Source organism: Oceaniovalibus guishaninsula JLT2003, from assembly GCF_000299575.1.
In the GTDB taxonomy this organism is placed as follows: Bacteria; Pseudomonadota; Alphaproteobacteria; order Rhodobacterales; family Rhodobacteraceae; genus Palleronia; species Palleronia guishaninsula.
Genome location: NZ_AMGO01000068.1, coordinates 32,307 through 46,986 on the forward strand (window position 1 = coordinate 32,307; position 14,680 = coordinate 46,986).

Sequence of the window (14,680 nt, forward strand, 5' to 3'; positions counted from 1 at the left end):
CCGCTTTCGTCAGGAGGCCCGGATGCCCCGTTTCCATCCCCTTGAAGTCACCGACATCCGCCGCGAGACGCGCGATGCGGTGGTGGTCACATTGAAGCCGCGGGATGCCGATGCCTTCGCGTTCACCCAAGGCCAGTATCTGACCTTCCGGCGGGATTTCGACGGGCAGGAATTGCGCCGGTCCTATTCGATCTGCGCGGGGCTGGACGAAGGGTGCCTGAAGGTCGGCATCAAGCGGGTGGATGGCGGCGCGTTCTCGACCTGGGCCAACGAGGAGATGAAGCCGGGCGACGTGCTGGACGCAATGCCGCCGCAGGGGCGGTTCTTCACCGTGATCGAGCCGGACCGCGCCAAGACCTATCTGGGCTTCGCGGGCGGATCGGGGATCACGCCGGTGCTGTCCATCGTCAAGACGGTGCTGGCGCGCGAGCCGCAATCCACCTTCACGCTGGTCTATGCCAACCGGCAGGTCAGTTCGATCATGTTCCGCGAGGAGCTGGAGGATCTGAAGAACACCTATCTGGGGCGGCTGTCCATCGTGCATGTGCTGGAAAGCGAGGGGCAGGAGATCGACCTGTTCACCGGGCGCATCGACGCCGAGAAGATGGAGATGCTGTTCCGCCTGTGGATCGACGCCGAAAGCGTGGACACGGCCTTCATCTGCGGACCCGAGCCGATGATGCTGGCCATCGCCGAAAGCCTGCGCCGGCACGGCCTGACCGACGCGCAGATCAAGTTCGAGCTTTTCGCCTCGTCCCAGCCGGGCCGCGCCAGGGCGCGCGCGGTGTCGCGGGCGGTCGATACGTCGGGCAATGCCTGCGACGTGTCGGTGACGCTGGACGGGGCGACGCGCAGCTTCCGCATGCCCAAGGACGGCACGGCGATCCTGGACGCCGCGTTGGCCAACGACATGGACGCGCCCTATTCGTGCAAGGCCGGCGTCTGTTCGACCTGCCGCGCCCGCGTGCTGGAGGGCGAGGTCGAGATGGAGATCAACCACGCGCTGGAGGATTACGAGGTCAAGGCCGGCTATGTGCTGTCCTGCCAGTGCGTTCCTTTGTCCGACAAGGTGGTGCTGAGCTATGACGAATGACGCCGAGACCATGCCCATCGCCGATTACCTGTCGCAGGGCGGCAAGCTGACATCGCCCGAAAACGTGCCGCCGCGCTATCGCGGGGAAGTGCTGCGGCTGATGTCGTCGTTCGTGGACAGCGAACTGGCCGGGTCGGCGGGGTTCGCCGCCGCGATCAACTGGGCGCCGGGCATCAAGGAACGCATCGCCGCCAGCCGCATCACGCTGGAAAAGGCCGACCATGCCGAACGCGTTCTGGACCTGATGGAAGGGTTCGGCACCGACAAGGACCGCTATCAGCGCACGCATGACTGGGCCGCGCGGGCGGATCGCGACGCGACGGTCGATGCCCGGCGGCAGGGCGGGGACATGCGGCTGTCGGTGTTCCACTATCCGCTGACCGGCTGGACCGACGCGGTGGTGATGAACGTGCTGATGGGCGGCGCCACGCTGATCGCGGTGGGCGAGCTGGCGCGCTGTTCCTATCAGCCGCTGGCCGAGGTGCTGCGCGACATCCTGCCCCGCGAGCGGCGGCACATGGAGCTGGGCATCGAGGGGCTGGACCGGATCGCTGGGGACGACGCGGAAGGCGCCCGCGCCTCGGTCCGCTACTGGATGCCGCGCGTGGCCGAGACGTTCGGCCCCGCCGTGTCGGACCGCTTCGCGCGGCTGAAGGAGATGGGCCTGCGGCATACCGACAACGAGTCGCTGCGCCGCGAATGGCGGGCCGGGGCGGACGGGATCGTCGCCCGGTTCGGGTTGGACTAGGAAGGAACGGCGATGCTGGACGAAGGTGTGACCGCGCGGCGGCTGGAAAGCTATGTGCAGGGCGCGTGGCGCAAGGGCGCGGGCGAGGGCAAGCCGCTGGCCCATGCGGCGACGGGACGGGTGCATGCCCGCATCTCGTCCGAGGGTCTCGATTTCGCGGGGGCGCTGGAATGGGGGCGCGACGTGGGCGGCCCGGCGCTGCGGCGGCACACGGTCCACGAACGCGCGCTGATGCTGAAGGCCATCGGCCAGAAGCTGATGGAGATGAAGGACGCGTTCCACGCCGAAAGCCTGGCGACGGGGGCGACGCCCAGGGATGCCTGGCCCGATATCGAGGGCGGGATCGGCACGATGCTGACCTTCGCGTCGCGCGCCCGGCGCGAATTGCCCAATGCCCGCGTTCTGACCGAAGGTCCGGTCGAGCCGCTGTCGCGCGACGGCAGCTTCGCGGGGCAGCACATCCTGACGCCCCTGCACGGCGTGGCCATCCATATCAACGCCTTCAACTTCCCCGTCTGGGGGATGCTGGAGAAGATCGCGCCGGCACTGATCGGCGGGATGCCGTGCCTGGTCAAGCCCGCCTCGCAGACCGCCTATCTGACCGAGCTGGTCGTGCGGCGGATGCTGGAGATGGACATCTTGCCCGACGGCGCGCTGCAACTGGTCTGCGGCGGCGCGGGCGACCTGCTGGATCACGTCACCGGGCAGGATGTGGTGACGTTCACCGGGTCGGCCGCGACGGGCCGCAAGCTGAAGACCAACCCGGCCATCGTCGCCCATTCCACCCGCTTCACCATGGAGGCGGACAGCCTGAACGCCGCGATCCTGGGCCCCGATGCGGGACCGGGCACGCCAGAGTTCGATCTGTTCGTGCGCGAGGTTCACCGCGAGATGACATCGAAGGCCGGGCAGAAATGCACCGCCATCCGCCGCGTCATCGTGCCCGCCGCGCACGAGAAGGCGGTGATCGAGGCGCTGTCGGAACGGCTGGCCGCGACGCCGGTGGGCCTGCCCGACGACGCGCAGGTGCGGATGGGGGCGCTGGTCTCGACCGGCGAAAGGGACGGCGTGCGCGACCAGATCGCCCGCATCGCCCGCGAGGCCGAGATCGTCAGCGGCGATCCGCGGCGGGTCGATGTGGTGTCGGGCGATGCCGAGAGCGGCGCGTTCCTGAACCCGGTGCTGCTGCGCTGCGCCGATCCGATGAACGCCGCCGCCCCGCACGAGATCGAGGCGTTCGGCCCGGTGGCGACGGTCATGGCCTATGACGACGTGGCGCAGGCGGTGGCGCTGGCCGAGAAGGGCAAGGGATCGCTGGTATCGTCGGTCTTCACCGACGCGCCCGAGGTCGCGGCCGAGATCGTGATCGGCGTCGCGGCCTTCCACGGGCGGGTGATGATCGGCAACCGCGCCTCGGCCAAAAGCTCGACCGGGCACGGATCGCCGCTGGCGCCGCTGGTGCATGGCGGGCCTGGCCGGGCGGGCGGCGGCGAGGAGATGGGCGGGATGCGGGGCGTCAAGCACTTCATGCAGCGCACGGCGGTGCAGGGCACGCCGCGGCTGCTGTCGGCGGTCACGGGCGAATGGGTGGACGGCGCGCCGTCGCGGACGGACGGCCATCCGTTCCGCAAGTCGCTGGCCGAGCTGCAGATCGGCGACCAGATCGTCACCGACGCGCGCGAGGTGACGCGCGAGGACGTGGAGCATTTCGCGCATTTCACCGGCGACACATTCTATGCCCATATGGACAGCGCCGCCGCGAAGGCCAATCCGTTCTTCGAGGATCGCGTGGCGCACGGCTATCTGATCGCGTCCTTCGCGGCGGGGCTGTTCGTCGATCCCGAACCCGGCCCGGTTCTGGCGAATTACGGGGTGGACAACCTGCGCTTCCTGACGCCCGTTTATTTCGGCGACACGCTACGGGTGCGGCTGACCTGCAAGCAGATCAATCCGCGCGAGAATGCCGTCTATGGCGAGGTGCGCTGGGATTGCCGGGTGACGAACGGCAAGGATGAGGTGGTCGCGCAATACGACGTGCTGACGATGGTGGCGAAGACCTGGCCGCTGGAGGCCGCATGAGCGTCTGGTCGTGGGACGGCGTGGTGCCGGCGGTCGATCCCACGGCCTTCGTGCATCCGGGTGCGGTGCTGATCGGCGACGTGATCGTCGGGGCGGGCTGCTATGTAGGGGCGGGCGCGGTGCTGCGCGGCGATTTCGGGCGCATCGTGCTGCGCGACGGGTCGAACTTTCAGGAAACCTGCGTCGCCCATGCCTTTCCGGGCAAGGACGTGCTGGTCGAGGAATCGGGCCATATCGGCCACGGCGCGGTGCTGCATGGCTGTCATGTCGGGCGCAACGCGATGGTGGGCATGAACGCGGTGGTGATGGACGAGGCGGTCATCGGCGAGAACAGCATCGTCGGGGCGGCGGCGTTCGTGAAGGCGGGCGCGCGGATCCCGCCTGACAGCATGGCCGTGGGGTCGCCCGCGCGCGTGATCCGCGCCCTGACGGCGGACGAGATCGACTGGAAGCGGCGCGGCACCGGCGTCTATCAGCAGCTTGCGCGCGAGGCGGCGGGCAAGCTGGCGCCCGCGCTGCCGCTGGACCGGCCCGAGCCGGATCGCCGCCGGGTGACGGCGCCGCGCTACGATCCGCTGACGATCGAACGGCGGGGCTTCAGCGAACGGCCTTGATCCCTTCGAGGATCATGGTCGTGGCGACATGGGCATAATCCCTGCGGGTGATCGGGCCGTCGTCGCGGAACCACATGTAGACCCAGTTCATGATGCCGAACAGCGACATCGTGACCGGCATCAGCAGCGGGCGGTCGGGGCGGTCAAGCTCGGGGTGGATGTCGCGGATGATCGCGGAAAAGCGCCGCACGATGCGGCGTTCGACCTGCACGATCCGCGCCTTCTGGTCGTCGGACAGCGCCGCGTTGCCGTTGAGCTGGACCTGGTGCTGGTCGTCCGCGCCGCGATAGGATTCGAGCACCGTCAGAACCAGCCTTTCCAGCCGGGCGCGCGGCGGCAGGTCCGCCGGAACACGGTCCAGCGCGGCGTCCATGTCGGTCAGGTGGGTGTGGATGATCGCGAAGATCAGCGCGTCCTTGGACGGGTAGTAGTGATACAGCAGCGCCTTGGACACGCCCGCGCCGGACGCGATCTGCGACATGGATGCCTTGTCCATGCCCTGCGCCGCGAAAACGCGGGCGGCCGTCAGAAGCAGGTGATGCCTCTTTTCCTCGAAATCGCTTGCGCGCGTCCTGGCCATCGGCCCGGCGGCTCCTTCATCAATGCGTGGCGGCCGGGGACCGCATCGCCGGGACCGGCGCCCCTCTTAGCGTTGCCGCGCGGGATTGGCCAGCCTCACTGACCTTTCGGGCGGTTGTCGATCACGCGTTTCGCCTTGCCTTCCGACCGGGCGAGGTTGCCCGGATCGTGGATCTCGATCCGGGTCGAGATGCCGACGACCGACTTGATGTGATGGCCCAGTTCGCGCGACGAGGCCCCGCGCGCGTCCGCCCCGGCATGGGACGCGGCACATTCGACATGCACGATCATCGCGTCCATGCGTTCGGCGCGCACCAGTTCCAGATGGAAATGCGGCGCGAGGCCCGCGCATTTCAGGATCTGCTCCTCGATCTGGGTGGGGAAGACGTTGACGCCGCGCAGGATGATCATGTCGTCGCTGCGGCCGGTGATCTTCTCGATCCGGCGCATGGTACGCGCGGTGCCGGGCAGGATGCGGCTGAGATCGCGCGTGCGGTAGCGGATCATCGGCAGACCTTCCTTGGTCAGCGTGGTGAAGACCAGCTCGCCCATTTCGCCGTCGGGCAGCACGGCGCCGGTTTCGGGGTCGATGATCTCGGGATAGAAGTGGTCCTCCCAGACATGCAGGCCGTCCTTGGTTTCCACGCATTCGTTGGCGACGCCGGGGCCCATCACTTCGGACAGGCCGTAGATATCGACGGCGTCCATGTCGAACGCCTGCTCGATTTCCTGCCGCATGGAATTGGTCCAGGGTTCGGCGCCGAAGATGCCGACCTTGACCGAGCTTTCGCGCGGATCGACGCCCTGGCGGCGGAATTCGTCGAGGATCGACAGCATGTAGGACGGCGTGACCATGATGATGCGCGGCTTGAAATCCTGCATCAGCGTGACCTGCCGTTCGGTCATCCCGCCCGAGATCGGCACCACGGTGCAGCCCAGCCGTTCGGCCCCGTAATGCGCGCCAAGCCCCCCGGTGAACAGACCGTAGCCATAGGCGACATGGCAGATGTCGCCCGCGCGGCCGCCGCTGGCGCGGATCGAGCGGGCCATGACATCGGCCCAGACGTCGATGTCGCCCTTGGTGTATCCCACGACGGTCGGCTTGCCGGTGGTGCCCGACGATCCGTGGATGCGCGCCAGCCTTTCGCGCGGCACGGCGAACATGCCGAACGGATAGGTGTCGCGCAGATCCTGCTTCATGGTGAACGGGAACCTGGCCAGGTCGGCCAGCGTGCGGAAATCGTCGGGATGCACGCCGTGGGCATCGAACCGCTGGCGGTAGAAGGGCGAATTGTCGTAGGCGTGGCGCAGCGACCAGGCCATGCGCTGCTGTTGCAACGCCGCGATCTCGTCACGGCTGGCGATCTCGATCGGGTCGAGGATGTCGGGGCTTGGGGTCAGGTCGTTCATCGGGTTCCTCCCTGAGAATCCGTTGCGGCTGGCGGCGGCAGGATCGGCCGCCCGAGGCTGCGCGAATGGCCGCGAAACTCGGCAATGGTGGCGCCGTCCTGCCGGGTGACGCGCACGTCGTAGAGGCCCGACCGCCCCTTGCGCGACACTTCGCGCGCCGTGGCGGTCAGCATGTCGCCAAGCGCGCCGGGGGCGATGTAGGTGACGGCGCAATGCTGGGCGACCGTCACCTGATCGTAGGTGTTGCAGGCGAAGGCGAAGGCGCTGTCGGCCAGCGCGAAAAGATAGCCGCCATGCGCGTTGCCGTGCCCGTTGGTCATCCGGCCGGTCAGGATCATCGTCAGCGTCGCCTGACCGGGGGCGATGTGGACGATCCGCATGTCCAGCCCCTGCGACGCGCTGTCGTCCTTCCACATCGCGGCGGCGCAGGCTTCGGCCAGTCGCTGCGGCGTCATCTCAGCGCCCCTCGAACCGGGGGGCGCGCTTTTCCAGAAACGCGGTGACGCCTTCGGCATAGTCGGCGCTGCGGCCCGCCTGACGCTGGGCGTCGCGTTCGCGGTCGAGCTGCGCGTCCAGATCGGATGTGGCGGCCTGCTGGATCAGCCGCTTGGTCAGGCCGAGGCCGATCGTCGGCCCGGCGGCCAGCCTTTCGGCCAGCGCCACGGCGTCCGTCATCAGCGCGTCGTCGTCCACGGCCTTCCAGATCAGGCCCCATTCGGCGGCGGTTTCGGCGGGCAGGGGTTCGGCCAGCATGGTCAGCGCCTTGGCGCGCGGTTCGCCCAGGGCGCGGGTCAGCGACCAGCTTCCGCCCGCATCGGGGACCAGCCCGATCTTCGAGAATGCCTGGATGAACCGGGCGGACCGCGCGGCCAGCACGATGTCGCAGGCCAGCGCGATGTTGGCGCCGGCGCCCGCCGCCACGCCGTTGACGGCGCAGACCACCGGCTTGTCCAGATCGCGGATCAGCCGCAGGGCGGGGTTGTAGAAGGTTTCGATGGTGCGGCCCAGATCGGGGGCAGGGCCGCCCTTGCGCGGATCGCGGTCGCCCAGATCCTGCCCCGCGCAGAAGCCGCGCCCGGCGCCGGTCAGCAGCACGGCACGCACGTCGGCGTCGGCATGGGCGCGGTCGAGCTGGACGCGCAAGGCGCGGTGCATGTCATCGTTGAAGGCGTTCAGCCGGTCGGGACGGTTCAGCGTCAGCCGCAGCACCCCGCGGTCGAGTTGGGCCAGAAGGGTGTCGCTGCCGGTCATCCGATCCTCCGATGCCCCAAGGTCAGGGGGCGGCAAGTTTATCGTTGCATAAACCGTCCGGTCGGTCAATGATAAGGCGCGTCAGCTTTGGGAGGGGCGCTGCCGGGTCTGTTCGATCGTTGCGGGATGCAGCCCGAAGGGCACCCCGAACGCCGCGGACACGCGAATTCTGGACGCCTTTTCCCGAACTGCCAAGCGGCAAATAACGCGCCCGAGCGGCGACAGGCGGAAACGCCAATCGAGGGGAGGAGACGAGGATGAGGAACACGACAGCATCGGCGATGGCGCTGCTGCTTGCGCTGCCGGTCGCGGCGCAGGCCGAGATCCGGCTGGGCGCCAGTGTGTCGGCCACGGGGCCGGCGGCGTTTCTGGGCGACCCCGAGGCCAAGACCATCGAGATGATGGTCGAGGACATCAACGAGGCCGGGGGCATCGACGGCGAACAGATCGCGCTGACGCTTTACGACGACGGCGGCGATCCCAACAAGGCGCGCACCTTCGCCACCCGCCTGGTCGAGGATGACGAGGTGGTGGCGATCATCGGCGGATCGACGACCGGCACCACCATGTCGATCCTCGACGTGGCCGAGGACGAGGGCATCCCCTTCATCTCGCTTGCCGGGGCCATCTCGATCGTCGATCCGGTGCGCGAATACGTCTTCAAGACGCCGCATACCGACCGCATGGCCTGCGAGAAGATATTTTCCGACATGCAGGCGCAGGGGATCAGCCGGATCGGCATGATCTCGGGGACGGACGGGTTCGGCGCGTCGATGCAGGCGCAGTGCAAGGACGTGGCCGGCGATCAAGGCATCGAGGTTCTGGCCGACGAGACCTATGGCCCGCAGGATGCCGACACGACGCCGCAACTGACGCGGATCCGCAATACCGACGGCGTGCAGGCGGTGCTGAACGCGGGCTTCGGCCAGGGGCCGGCCATCGTGACGCGCAACTTCGCGCAGCTCGGCTTCGACATTCCGCTGTATCAAAGCCACGGCGTCGCGTCGAACGCCTTCGTCGAGCTGGTCGGACCCGAGGCGTCGCAGGGCGTGCGGCTGCCCGGCACCGCGCTGCTGATCGGCGACAGGCTGGCCGAGGACGATCCGCAATATCAGGTGGTGAACGACTATACCGCCGCCTACCGCGAACGATACGGGCAGGATCCGTCCACCTTCGCGGGCTACGCGCACGATGCCGTGGCGCTGATGGTGGATGCGATGCGCCGCGCGGACGAGATCGCGCCGGACGCGATCCGCGACGCGCTGGAGGCCACGCAGGGCTTCGTCGGCACCACGGGGGTCTATACCTTCTCGCCCGAGGATCATCTGGGACTCGACCCCAGCGATTTCCGCATGCTGGAGATCACGGCGGACGGCTGGAAGCAGATCGACTGACGCGCCGCCGCGGCCCGGCCCGTGCCCGGCCGCGGCACCCTGTCGCCATTGACCGCAAGGAGCCGCGATGGACGCGCTGCTGCAATTCATCTTCTCGGGCGTGACGGTGGGGGCCGTCTATGCGCTGGTCGCGCTGGGATTCACCATCATCTACAATGCGTCCGACGTGGTGAACTTCGCGCAGGGCGAATTCGTCATGCTGGGCGGGATGATCACCGTCTTCGCCTTCGAGGCGGGGATGCCGCTGCCGCTGGCGGCGGTGCTGGCGGTGCTGGCGACGGCGGCCATCGGCGTGGCGCTGAACAAGCTGGCGATCGAGCCCGCGCGCGGCGCGCCGGTGGTCACGCTGATCATCATCACCATCGGCGCGTCGATCCTGATCCGGGGGGCCGCGCAACTGGTCTTCGACAAGCAGCTTCACCGCTTTCCGGCCTTTTCGGGCGACGATCCCATCCGCATCCTGGGCGCGACGATCCTGCCGCAAAGCCTGTGGGTGATCGTCGGCGCGCTGGTGGTGTTCGTGGGCCTGTGGCTGTTCTTCACCCGGACGCTGACCGGCAAGGCGGTGCTGGCCACCGCCAACAACCGGGTGGCGGCGCAGCTTGTGGGGATCAACACCGCTTGGGTGATGACGCTGTCCTTCGGGCTGTCGGCGGCCATCGGCGCGCTGGCGGGCGTGCTGGTCACGCCGATCACGCTGGTCAGCTATGACGTGGGCGTGGCGCTGGCGCTGAAGGGGTTCGCCGCCGCGATGCTGGGCGGCATGGGCAACCCCAAGGGCGCGCTGGCGGGGGGTCTGCTGCTGGGCCTGCTGGAGGCGCTGACGGCGGGGTATCTGAGTTCACAATACAAGGACGCCGTGGCCTTCATCGTCATCCTGGGGGTGCTGTTCGCCATGCCGCAGGGCCTGTTCGGCAAGTCCGCGACGGAGCGCGTCTGATGACGTGGCGCAACAAGTGGCTGCAACTGGCGATCCTCGCCATCGCCATCGCGGTGCTGCCGCTGTTCTTCCCTTCGGGGTATTACTATCGCGTCGGCGCGCTGATCTTCGTCAACGCGCTGGCGGTGGTGGGGCTGGTCATCCTGATCGGCTATGCCGGGCAGATCAGCCTGGGGCATGCGGGCTTTGCCGGGATCGGCGCCTATGCCTGCGCGTTGGCGCCCGAGCATCTGGGCCTGCATCCGGCGCTGTCGCCGGTCCTGGGGGCCGTCGTCTCGGGGGTGCTGGCGCTGCTGATCGGACGGCCGATCCTGCGGCTGAAGGGGTATTACCTGGCGGTGGCGACGCTGGGCTTCGGCATCCTGGTGTCGATGGTGCTGACCAACGAACGCGCGCTGACCGGCGGGCCGGACGGCATGCAGGTCGCCGATCTGGGCCTGCGCGCGGTGCTGCGCGATCTGGGCTGGCGGCTGTCGGGGGGCGAGTTCTGGTATGGCGCGTCGGGCATCGTGCTGGTGCTGGGCGCGTGGATCGCGCTGAACCTGTTCGACAGCCCCACGGGCCGGGCGATGCGCGCGCTGCACGGATCCGAGGTGGCGGCGGCGACGGTGGGCGTGGACGTGGCGCGCCAGAAGCTGCGCGCCTTCGTCATCTCGGCCGTCTACGCGTCGGTGGCGGGGTCGCTGCTGGCGCTTCAGAACGGATACATCACGCCGGATGTGGCGGGGTTCCTGCATTCGGTGGAAATGGTCACGATGGCGGTGCTGGGCGGCGTCGGGTCGGTGCTGGGCGCGACGCTGGGCGCCGCGATCCTGACGCTGCTGCCGCAGGTGCTGACGGTGTTCGCGGAATACGAACAGCTTGTGCTGGGCGCGGTGATGATCCTGGTGATGATCTTCCTGCCGCAGGGCCTGCTGCCGTCCATCGCGCGCCGCCTGCGGGGGAGGGACGAATGAGCCTGCTGGTCGTGGACGGTCTGGGCATCACCTTCGGCGGGCTGAAGGCGGTGGACGATGTCAGCTTCGCCGTGGCCCCCGGCGAGATCGTGTCGGTCATCGGCCCCAACGGCGCGGGCAAGACCACGCTGTTTAACATGATTTCCGGCATCTACCGGCCGGGCCGGGGGCGGGTCAGCCTCAACGGCACCGACGTGACCGAAACGCCGCCGCACAAACTGGCCGAGATGGGGCTGTCGCGGACGTTCCAGAACCTGCAGATCTTTCAGGACATGACGGTGCTGGACAACGTGCTGGCCGGGTATCACCTGACCGAGCGGGGGTCGATCTGGGCCGACCTGCTGGCGCTGGGGTCGATGCGGCGGCGGGCCGACAAGGCGCGGGAGGGCGCGCGCGGGTTGCTGGCGCGGGTGCGGCTGGACAAGGCGGCCGAGCAGATGGCCGGCAACCTGTCCTATGGCGCGCTGAAGCGGCTGGAGATCGCGCGCGCGCTGGCGCTGGGGCCGAAGATCCTGCTGCTGGACGAGCCTGCCGCCGGCTGCAACGCCGTCGAAAGCGAGGAGATCGACCGCCTGATCGCGGAACTGGCGGCAGCGGGCATCGCCATTCTGCTGGTCGAGCATGACATGAAGATGGTGATGCGCATTTCCAACCACATCGTCGTGCTGGACCACGGCGAGAAGATCGCCGAGGGCGATCCGGCCACGGTCAGCCGCGATCCGCAGGTCATCGCCGCCTATCTGGGCACCGAGAACGCGGAGGGCGCGCATGCTGACGGTTGAGGGGCTGCGGTCGCGCTATGGCCGGATCGAGGTGCTGCACGGCATCGACCTTCAGGTCGATTCGGGCGAGATCGTCACCGTGGTGGGGGCCAACGGCGCGGGCAAGACGACGCTGCTGAAATGCCTGTCGGGCACGCAGCCGGTCAGCGACGGGCGCATCGTCTTTCGCGGCGACAATCTAGGCGCGGTGCCCGCCCATGCGCGGCTGAAGCGCGGATTGGCGCAATCGCCCGAAGGACGGCAAATCTTCACCAATCTGAGCGTCGAGGAGAACCTGCGCCTGGGCGCCTTCCTTTACACCGACGACCGGGTGGACCGGGACATGGCCGATGCATTCGCGATGTTCCCGATCCTGAAGGACAAGCGGCATCTGCCGGCGGGCGGGCTGTCGGGCGGGCAGCAGCAGATGCTGGCCATCGCCCGCGCCCTGATGGGGCGGCCGTCCTGCCTGCTGCTGGACGAGCCGTCGATGGGGCTGGCGCCGCTGCTGGTGGCGCAGATCTTCGAGGTGATCGGCGATCTCAAGCGGCGCGACGTGACCGTGCTGCTGGTGGAACAGAACGCGTTCGGCGCGCTGAAGATCGCCGACCGGGGCTATGTCATGGAAACCGGGCGCGTCACCATGTCCGGCCCCGCCGCCGAACTGATCGCCGATCCGCGCATCCGCGAGGCTTATCTGGGCCTGTGACCCCGCTCAACGGGCGGGATGGTGCGCGAAGCGTTCGACCGTGCCGTCCTTCATCACCAGCAGCACGTCATAGGCGTCGCGCGACGATTCCGGCCCCATGCCGGGCGATCCCATCGGCATGCCGGGCACGGCCAGCCCGACGGCATCGGGGCGTTCGGCCAGCAGCCTGTCGATGTCGGCGGCGGGCACATGGCCCTCGATCGTATAGCCTTGGACCGTGGCGGTATGGCACCCGGCCAGCGTCGCCGGGATGCCGCGCGCGGCCTTCAGCCGGTCGAGCGCGTCATAGGTCGTGTGTTCGATGGCAACGTCATAGCCCGCGCGTTCCATGATCGCGGCCCAGGCGGTGCAGCATCCGCAGGACGGATCCTTGGCGACGGTCATGGCCGGCCCGGCAAGGGCGGCGGTGGCGGTGACGGCGAAAAGGGCGGCGAGGCCGAGCGGTCGGAACATGGCGGCGTGTCCTCGGGGTCAGGCGGTCAGGCTGGCGTCGAAGCCGCGCGCGCGCAGGGCGGACAGGATCGCGTCGTCGGACGCGGCGCTTCGCACCTCGACCCGGCGGCCGGGCAGGTCGATTTCAAGCCGCGCGGCGGGATCGAGCGCCTCGATCGCGGCGGCGATGCTGGCCTTGCAATGGCCGCAGGTCATGTCGGGGACGGTCAGTCGGGTCATCGGGACGTTTTCCTTTATGCGAACGGGCCGGAGATGGGGGCTTCCCGCGCTGGAAGGTCAAGGGGCGGGCTGCGTCATTCCAGCGGGCGATAGGCCGGGGGCAGGAAGCGCGGCGTGCAGATCGCCAGAAACACCAGATCGCGCGGTCCGGTGTTGCGGATGCGCTGGGGGGCGCCGGCGGCGATCTCGATGCAGTCCATCGCGGCGACGGGGCGCCAGAGGCCGGTGCCGTCGTCCATCTGCGCCGCGCCCTCGATCAGGACGTAGATTTCGGCGGTGGCGGTCAGGGCGTGCAGTTCGGTGGTCACGCCCGGTTCGACCCGGCAGCGGGCGACGGACAGGGCGGGGTTTCGCGCGTGGTTCAGCAGCTCGGTGATGTGGCAGCGTTCGCGCGTGGCGAACTCGTCCCCCGGATCCGCGCGGTGGACGATCATGCCGCGTCCAGCCGCCGGACCAGATCGCGGCGTTCGTCGCCGGACAGAAGCGACGCATGGGCCGCGGCGCGGTTCTGGGCGCGTAGGAAATCCGCGCCAAGGCCAAGGGTGTCGGCCACCAGCGCGTATTCGTCGTTCAGCGTGGTGTCGAACAGCGGCGGATCGTCGGACCCGATGCACACGTTCAGCCCCGCCGCGACCATGCGGGGCAGGGGGTGCGCGGCGATGTCGGGCACGACGCCGAGGCAGACGTTGGAGCTGGGGCACACTTCCAGCATGGTCTGGCTGTCGCGCAGCCGGTCCACCAGGGCGGGATCGCGCAGGCAGGCGATGCCGTGGCCGATGCGCACCGCATGCAGCGCGTCGAGCGCGCCGCGGATACTGGCCGGGCCTTCGGTTTCGCCGGCATGGATCACCGCCGGCACGCCCGCCTCGCGCGCGATGGCGAAGGCCTGGGCGAAATCCTCGGGGGGGAAGCCGACCTCGTAACCGCCCAGGCCGAGGGCCGCGACAAGGCCGTCGCCATGCGCGTCCGCCACCCAATGCGCGGTGCGCGCGCTTTGTTCGGGCGTGGACAGGTTGCGCGGGATGTCCACGATCAGCCGCAGGGTGGTGCCGTGGCTGTCGCGCACCGCGTCGGCGGCGGCGCGGATCGCGGCCATCTGGTCGGCGAACCCCATGCCCGTCGATGCGTGGATCGTCTGGGCGGTATAGGTCGCCTCGGTATGCAGGACGTTCTGGCGGGCCTGTTCCAGCAGGAAGTCGCGGGTCAGGTCGTGCAGGTCGTCGGGGGTGCGGATGGCGCCCGAGAGGGTCAGGTAGACCTCGACGAAATGCGGGAAATCGACGAAGCGATACCAGCGGGCGAAGTCCTTTTCGCTGCTGACGGGCAGGTCGATGCCGTTGCGCCGTGCCAGCCGCAGCAGCGTTTCGGGCCGCATCGCGCCTTCGAGATGCACGTGCAGTTCCACCTTGGGCATCGCCAGATACGCGTCGGACATGCGGGGTTCCTTGTCTCGTCGGGGCGCAGAGTGTCGTGA

17 protein-coding genes are annotated in these 14,680 nt (G+C 68.7%); 9 read left to right on the forward strand and 8 right to left on the reverse strand.

From position 1 onward, the window contains the following. Positions 1 to 22: 22 nt before the first annotated feature. Genes paaE through OCGS_RS13630 form a run of 4 tightly spaced genes read left to right on the forward strand, consistent with a single transcriptional unit; the run spans position 23 to position 4,534 of the window. Positions 23 to 1,093 carry a 1,2-phenylacetyl-CoA epoxidase subunit PaaE gene (paaE, locus tag OCGS_RS13615; RefSeq protein WP_007427828.1) on the forward strand — a complete coding sequence of 357 codons (1,071 nt, stop codon included), beginning with the start codon at positions 23 to 25 and terminating at the stop codon, positions 1,091 to 1,093. After that, on the forward strand, positions 1,083 to 1,841 hold the full coding sequence (locus OCGS_RS13620) for a Phenylacetic acid catabolic protein (RefSeq protein WP_040611087.1): 759 nt from the start codon (positions 1,083 to 1,085) through the stop codon (positions 1,839 to 1,841). The genes paaE and OCGS_RS13620 overlap by 11 nt, the downstream gene beginning before the upstream one ends. Before the next feature lie 12 nt (positions 1,842 to 1,853). Next, entirely contained in the window at positions 1,854 to 3,920 is a 2,067-nt protein-coding gene (paaZ, locus tag OCGS_RS13625) for a phenylacetic acid degradation bifunctional protein PaaZ (protein ID WP_007427830.1), read from the forward strand. Next, a complete protein-coding gene (locus OCGS_RS13630) occupies positions 3,917 to 4,534 on the forward strand; it encodes an acyltransferase (protein ID WP_007427831.1) in 618 nt (205 codons plus the stop codon). Before paaZ ends, OCGS_RS13630 begins: the two co-directional genes overlap by 4 nt. On the opposite strand, the gene OCGS_RS13635 is transcribed toward OCGS_RS13630, so the two are convergent. The 4 genes from OCGS_RS13635 to paaG all read right to left on the reverse strand — a co-directional run bounded on the left by OCGS_RS13635 (position 4,518) and on the right by paaG (position 7,774). Further along, positions 4,518 to 5,114, reverse strand: a complete 597-nt coding sequence (locus OCGS_RS13635) for a TetR/AcrR family transcriptional regulator (protein WP_007427832.1) — start codon at positions 5,112 to 5,114, stop codon at positions 4,518 to 4,520. The two genes, OCGS_RS13630 and OCGS_RS13635, sit on opposite strands and share 17 nt — an antisense overlap. A 95-nt stretch (positions 5,115 to 5,209) precedes the next feature. Continuing rightward, positions 5,210 to 6,523, reverse strand: a complete 1,314-nt coding sequence (gene paaK / locus OCGS_RS13640) for a phenylacetate--CoA ligase PaaK (protein WP_007427833.1) — start codon at positions 6,521 to 6,523, stop codon at positions 5,210 to 5,212. Beyond that, on the reverse strand, positions 6,520 to 6,978 hold the full coding sequence (gene paaI, locus OCGS_RS13645; protein WP_007427834.1) for a hydroxyphenylacetyl-CoA thioesterase PaaI: 459 nt from the start codon (positions 6,976 to 6,978) through the stop codon (positions 6,520 to 6,522). Before paaI ends, paaK begins: the two co-directional genes overlap by 4 nt. Before the next feature lies 1 nt (position 6,979). Then, positions 6,980 to 7,774: a 2-(1,2-epoxy-1,2-dihydrophenyl)acetyl-CoA isomerase PaaG gene (gene paaG, locus OCGS_RS13650; protein WP_007427835.1), complete on the reverse strand. Its 795-nt coding sequence runs from the start codon at positions 7,772 to 7,774 to the stop codon at positions 6,980 to 6,982. A 257-nt stretch (positions 7,775 to 8,031) separates the two neighbouring features. On the opposite strand from paaG, the gene OCGS_RS13655 reads away from it, so the two are divergent. The 5 genes from OCGS_RS13655 (at position 8,032) to OCGS_RS13675 (ending at position 12,534) form a co-directional block, all read left to right on the forward strand. Beyond that, the gene (locus OCGS_RS13655) at positions 8,032 to 9,168 is read left to right on the forward strand and encodes an ABC transporter substrate-binding protein (RefSeq protein WP_007427836.1); all 1,137 of its coding nucleotides are present in this window, start codon (positions 8,032 to 8,034) and stop codon (positions 9,166 to 9,168) included. A gap of 67 nt (positions 9,169 to 9,235) precedes the next feature. Further along, on the forward strand, positions 9,236 to 10,108 hold the full coding sequence (locus OCGS_RS13660) for a branched-chain amino acid ABC transporter permease (protein WP_007427837.1): 873 nt from the start codon (positions 9,236 to 9,238) through the stop codon (positions 10,106 to 10,108). Beyond that, complete coding sequence (locus OCGS_RS13665) at positions 10,108 to 11,064, forward strand: branched-chain amino acid ABC transporter permease (RefSeq protein WP_007427838.1); 957 nt, start codon at positions 10,108 to 10,110, stop codon at positions 11,062 to 11,064. Before OCGS_RS13660 ends, OCGS_RS13665 begins: the two co-directional genes overlap by 1 nt. Beyond that, a complete protein-coding gene (locus OCGS_RS13670) occupies positions 11,061 to 11,846 on the forward strand; it encodes an ABC transporter ATP-binding protein (protein ID WP_007427839.1) in 786 nt (261 codons plus the stop codon). Before OCGS_RS13665 ends, OCGS_RS13670 begins: the two co-directional genes overlap by 4 nt. Beyond that, positions 11,833 to 12,534 (forward strand): ABC transporter ATP-binding protein, encoded by a 702-nt coding sequence (locus OCGS_RS13675; protein WP_007427840.1) that lies wholly within the window; start codon positions 11,833 to 11,835, stop codon positions 12,532 to 12,534. The genes OCGS_RS13670 and OCGS_RS13675 overlap by 14 nt, the downstream gene beginning before the upstream one ends. 6 nt (positions 12,535 to 12,540) lie before the next feature. On the opposite strand, the gene OCGS_RS13680 is transcribed toward OCGS_RS13675, so the two are convergent. The 4 genes from OCGS_RS13680 to add all read right to left on the reverse strand — a co-directional run bounded on the left by OCGS_RS13680 (position 12,541) and on the right by add (position 14,641). Then, entirely contained in the window at positions 12,541 to 12,987 is a 447-nt protein-coding gene (locus tag OCGS_RS13680) for a DUF411 domain-containing protein (protein ID WP_007427841.1), read from the reverse strand. Positions 12,988 to 13,005: 18 nt separating this feature from the next. Next, positions 13,006 to 13,206: a heavy-metal-associated domain-containing protein gene (locus tag OCGS_RS13685; RefSeq protein WP_007427842.1), complete on the reverse strand. Its 201-nt coding sequence runs from the start codon at positions 13,204 to 13,206 to the stop codon at positions 13,006 to 13,008. Between the two features lie 74 nt (positions 13,207 to 13,280). Beyond that, on the reverse strand, positions 13,281 to 13,640 hold the full coding sequence (locus tag OCGS_RS13690; RefSeq protein ID WP_007427843.1) for a cupin domain-containing protein: 360 nt from the start codon (positions 13,638 to 13,640) through the stop codon (positions 13,281 to 13,283). Beyond that, positions 13,637 to 14,641 (reverse strand): adenosine deaminase, encoded by a 1,005-nt coding sequence (add, locus tag OCGS_RS13695; protein WP_007427844.1) that lies wholly within the window; start codon positions 14,639 to 14,641, stop codon positions 13,637 to 13,639. Before add ends, OCGS_RS13690 begins: the two co-directional genes overlap by 4 nt. Positions 14,642 to 14,680: the final 39 nt, after the last annotated feature.

Bases quoted from the DNA above. Each gene is read 5' to 3' on its own strand.
- paaE (WP_007427828.1), top strand. From the start codon at position 23: ATGCCCCGTTTCCATCCCCTTGAAGTCACCGACATCCGCCGCGAGACG.
- OCGS_RS13620 (WP_040611087.1), top strand. From the start codon at position 1,083: ATGACGAATGACGCCGAGACCATGCCCATCGCCGATTACCTGTCGCAG.
- paaZ (WP_007427830.1), top strand. From the start codon at position 1,854: ATGCTGGACGAAGGTGTGACCGCGCGGCGGCTGGAAAGCTATGTGCAG.
- OCGS_RS13630 (WP_007427831.1), top strand. From the start codon at position 3,917: ATGAGCGTCTGGTCGTGGGACGGCGTGGTGCCGGCGGTCGATCCCACG.
- OCGS_RS13635 (WP_007427832.1), bottom strand. From the start codon at position 5,114: ATGGCCAGGACGCGCGCAAGCGATTTCGAGGAAAAGAGGCATCACCTG.
- paaK (WP_007427833.1), bottom strand. From the start codon at position 6,523: ATGAACGACCTGACCCCAAGCCCCGACATCCTCGACCCGATCGAGATC.
- paaI (WP_007427834.1), bottom strand. From the start codon at position 6,978: ATGACGCCGCAGCGACTGGCCGAAGCCTGCGCCGCCGCGATGTGGAAG.
- paaG (WP_007427835.1), bottom strand. From the start codon at position 7,774: ATGACCGGCAGCGACACCCTTCTGGCCCAACTCGACCGCGGGGTGCTG.
- OCGS_RS13655 (WP_007427836.1), top strand. From the start codon at position 8,032: ATGAGGAACACGACAGCATCGGCGATGGCGCTGCTGCTTGCGCTGCCG.
- OCGS_RS13660 (WP_007427837.1), top strand. From the start codon at position 9,236: ATGGACGCGCTGCTGCAATTCATCTTCTCGGGCGTGACGGTGGGGGCC.
- OCGS_RS13665 (WP_007427838.1), top strand. From the start codon at position 10,108: ATGACGTGGCGCAACAAGTGGCTGCAACTGGCGATCCTCGCCATCGCC.
- OCGS_RS13670 (WP_007427839.1), top strand. From the start codon at position 11,061: ATGAGCCTGCTGGTCGTGGACGGTCTGGGCATCACCTTCGGCGGGCTG.
- OCGS_RS13675 (WP_007427840.1), top strand. From the start codon at position 11,833: ATGCTGACGGTTGAGGGGCTGCGGTCGCGCTATGGCCGGATCGAGGTG.
- OCGS_RS13680 (WP_007427841.1), bottom strand. From the start codon at position 12,987: ATGTTCCGACCGCTCGGCCTCGCCGCCCTTTTCGCCGTCACCGCCACC.
- OCGS_RS13685 (WP_007427842.1), bottom strand. From the start codon at position 13,206: ATGACCCGACTGACCGTCCCCGACATGACCTGCGGCCATTGCAAGGCC.
- OCGS_RS13690 (WP_007427843.1), bottom strand. From the start codon at position 13,640: ATGATCGTCCACCGCGCGGATCCGGGGGACGAGTTCGCCACGCGCGAA.
- add (WP_007427844.1), bottom strand. From the start codon at position 14,641: ATGTCCGACGCGTATCTGGCGATGCCCAAGGTGGAACTGCACGTGCAT.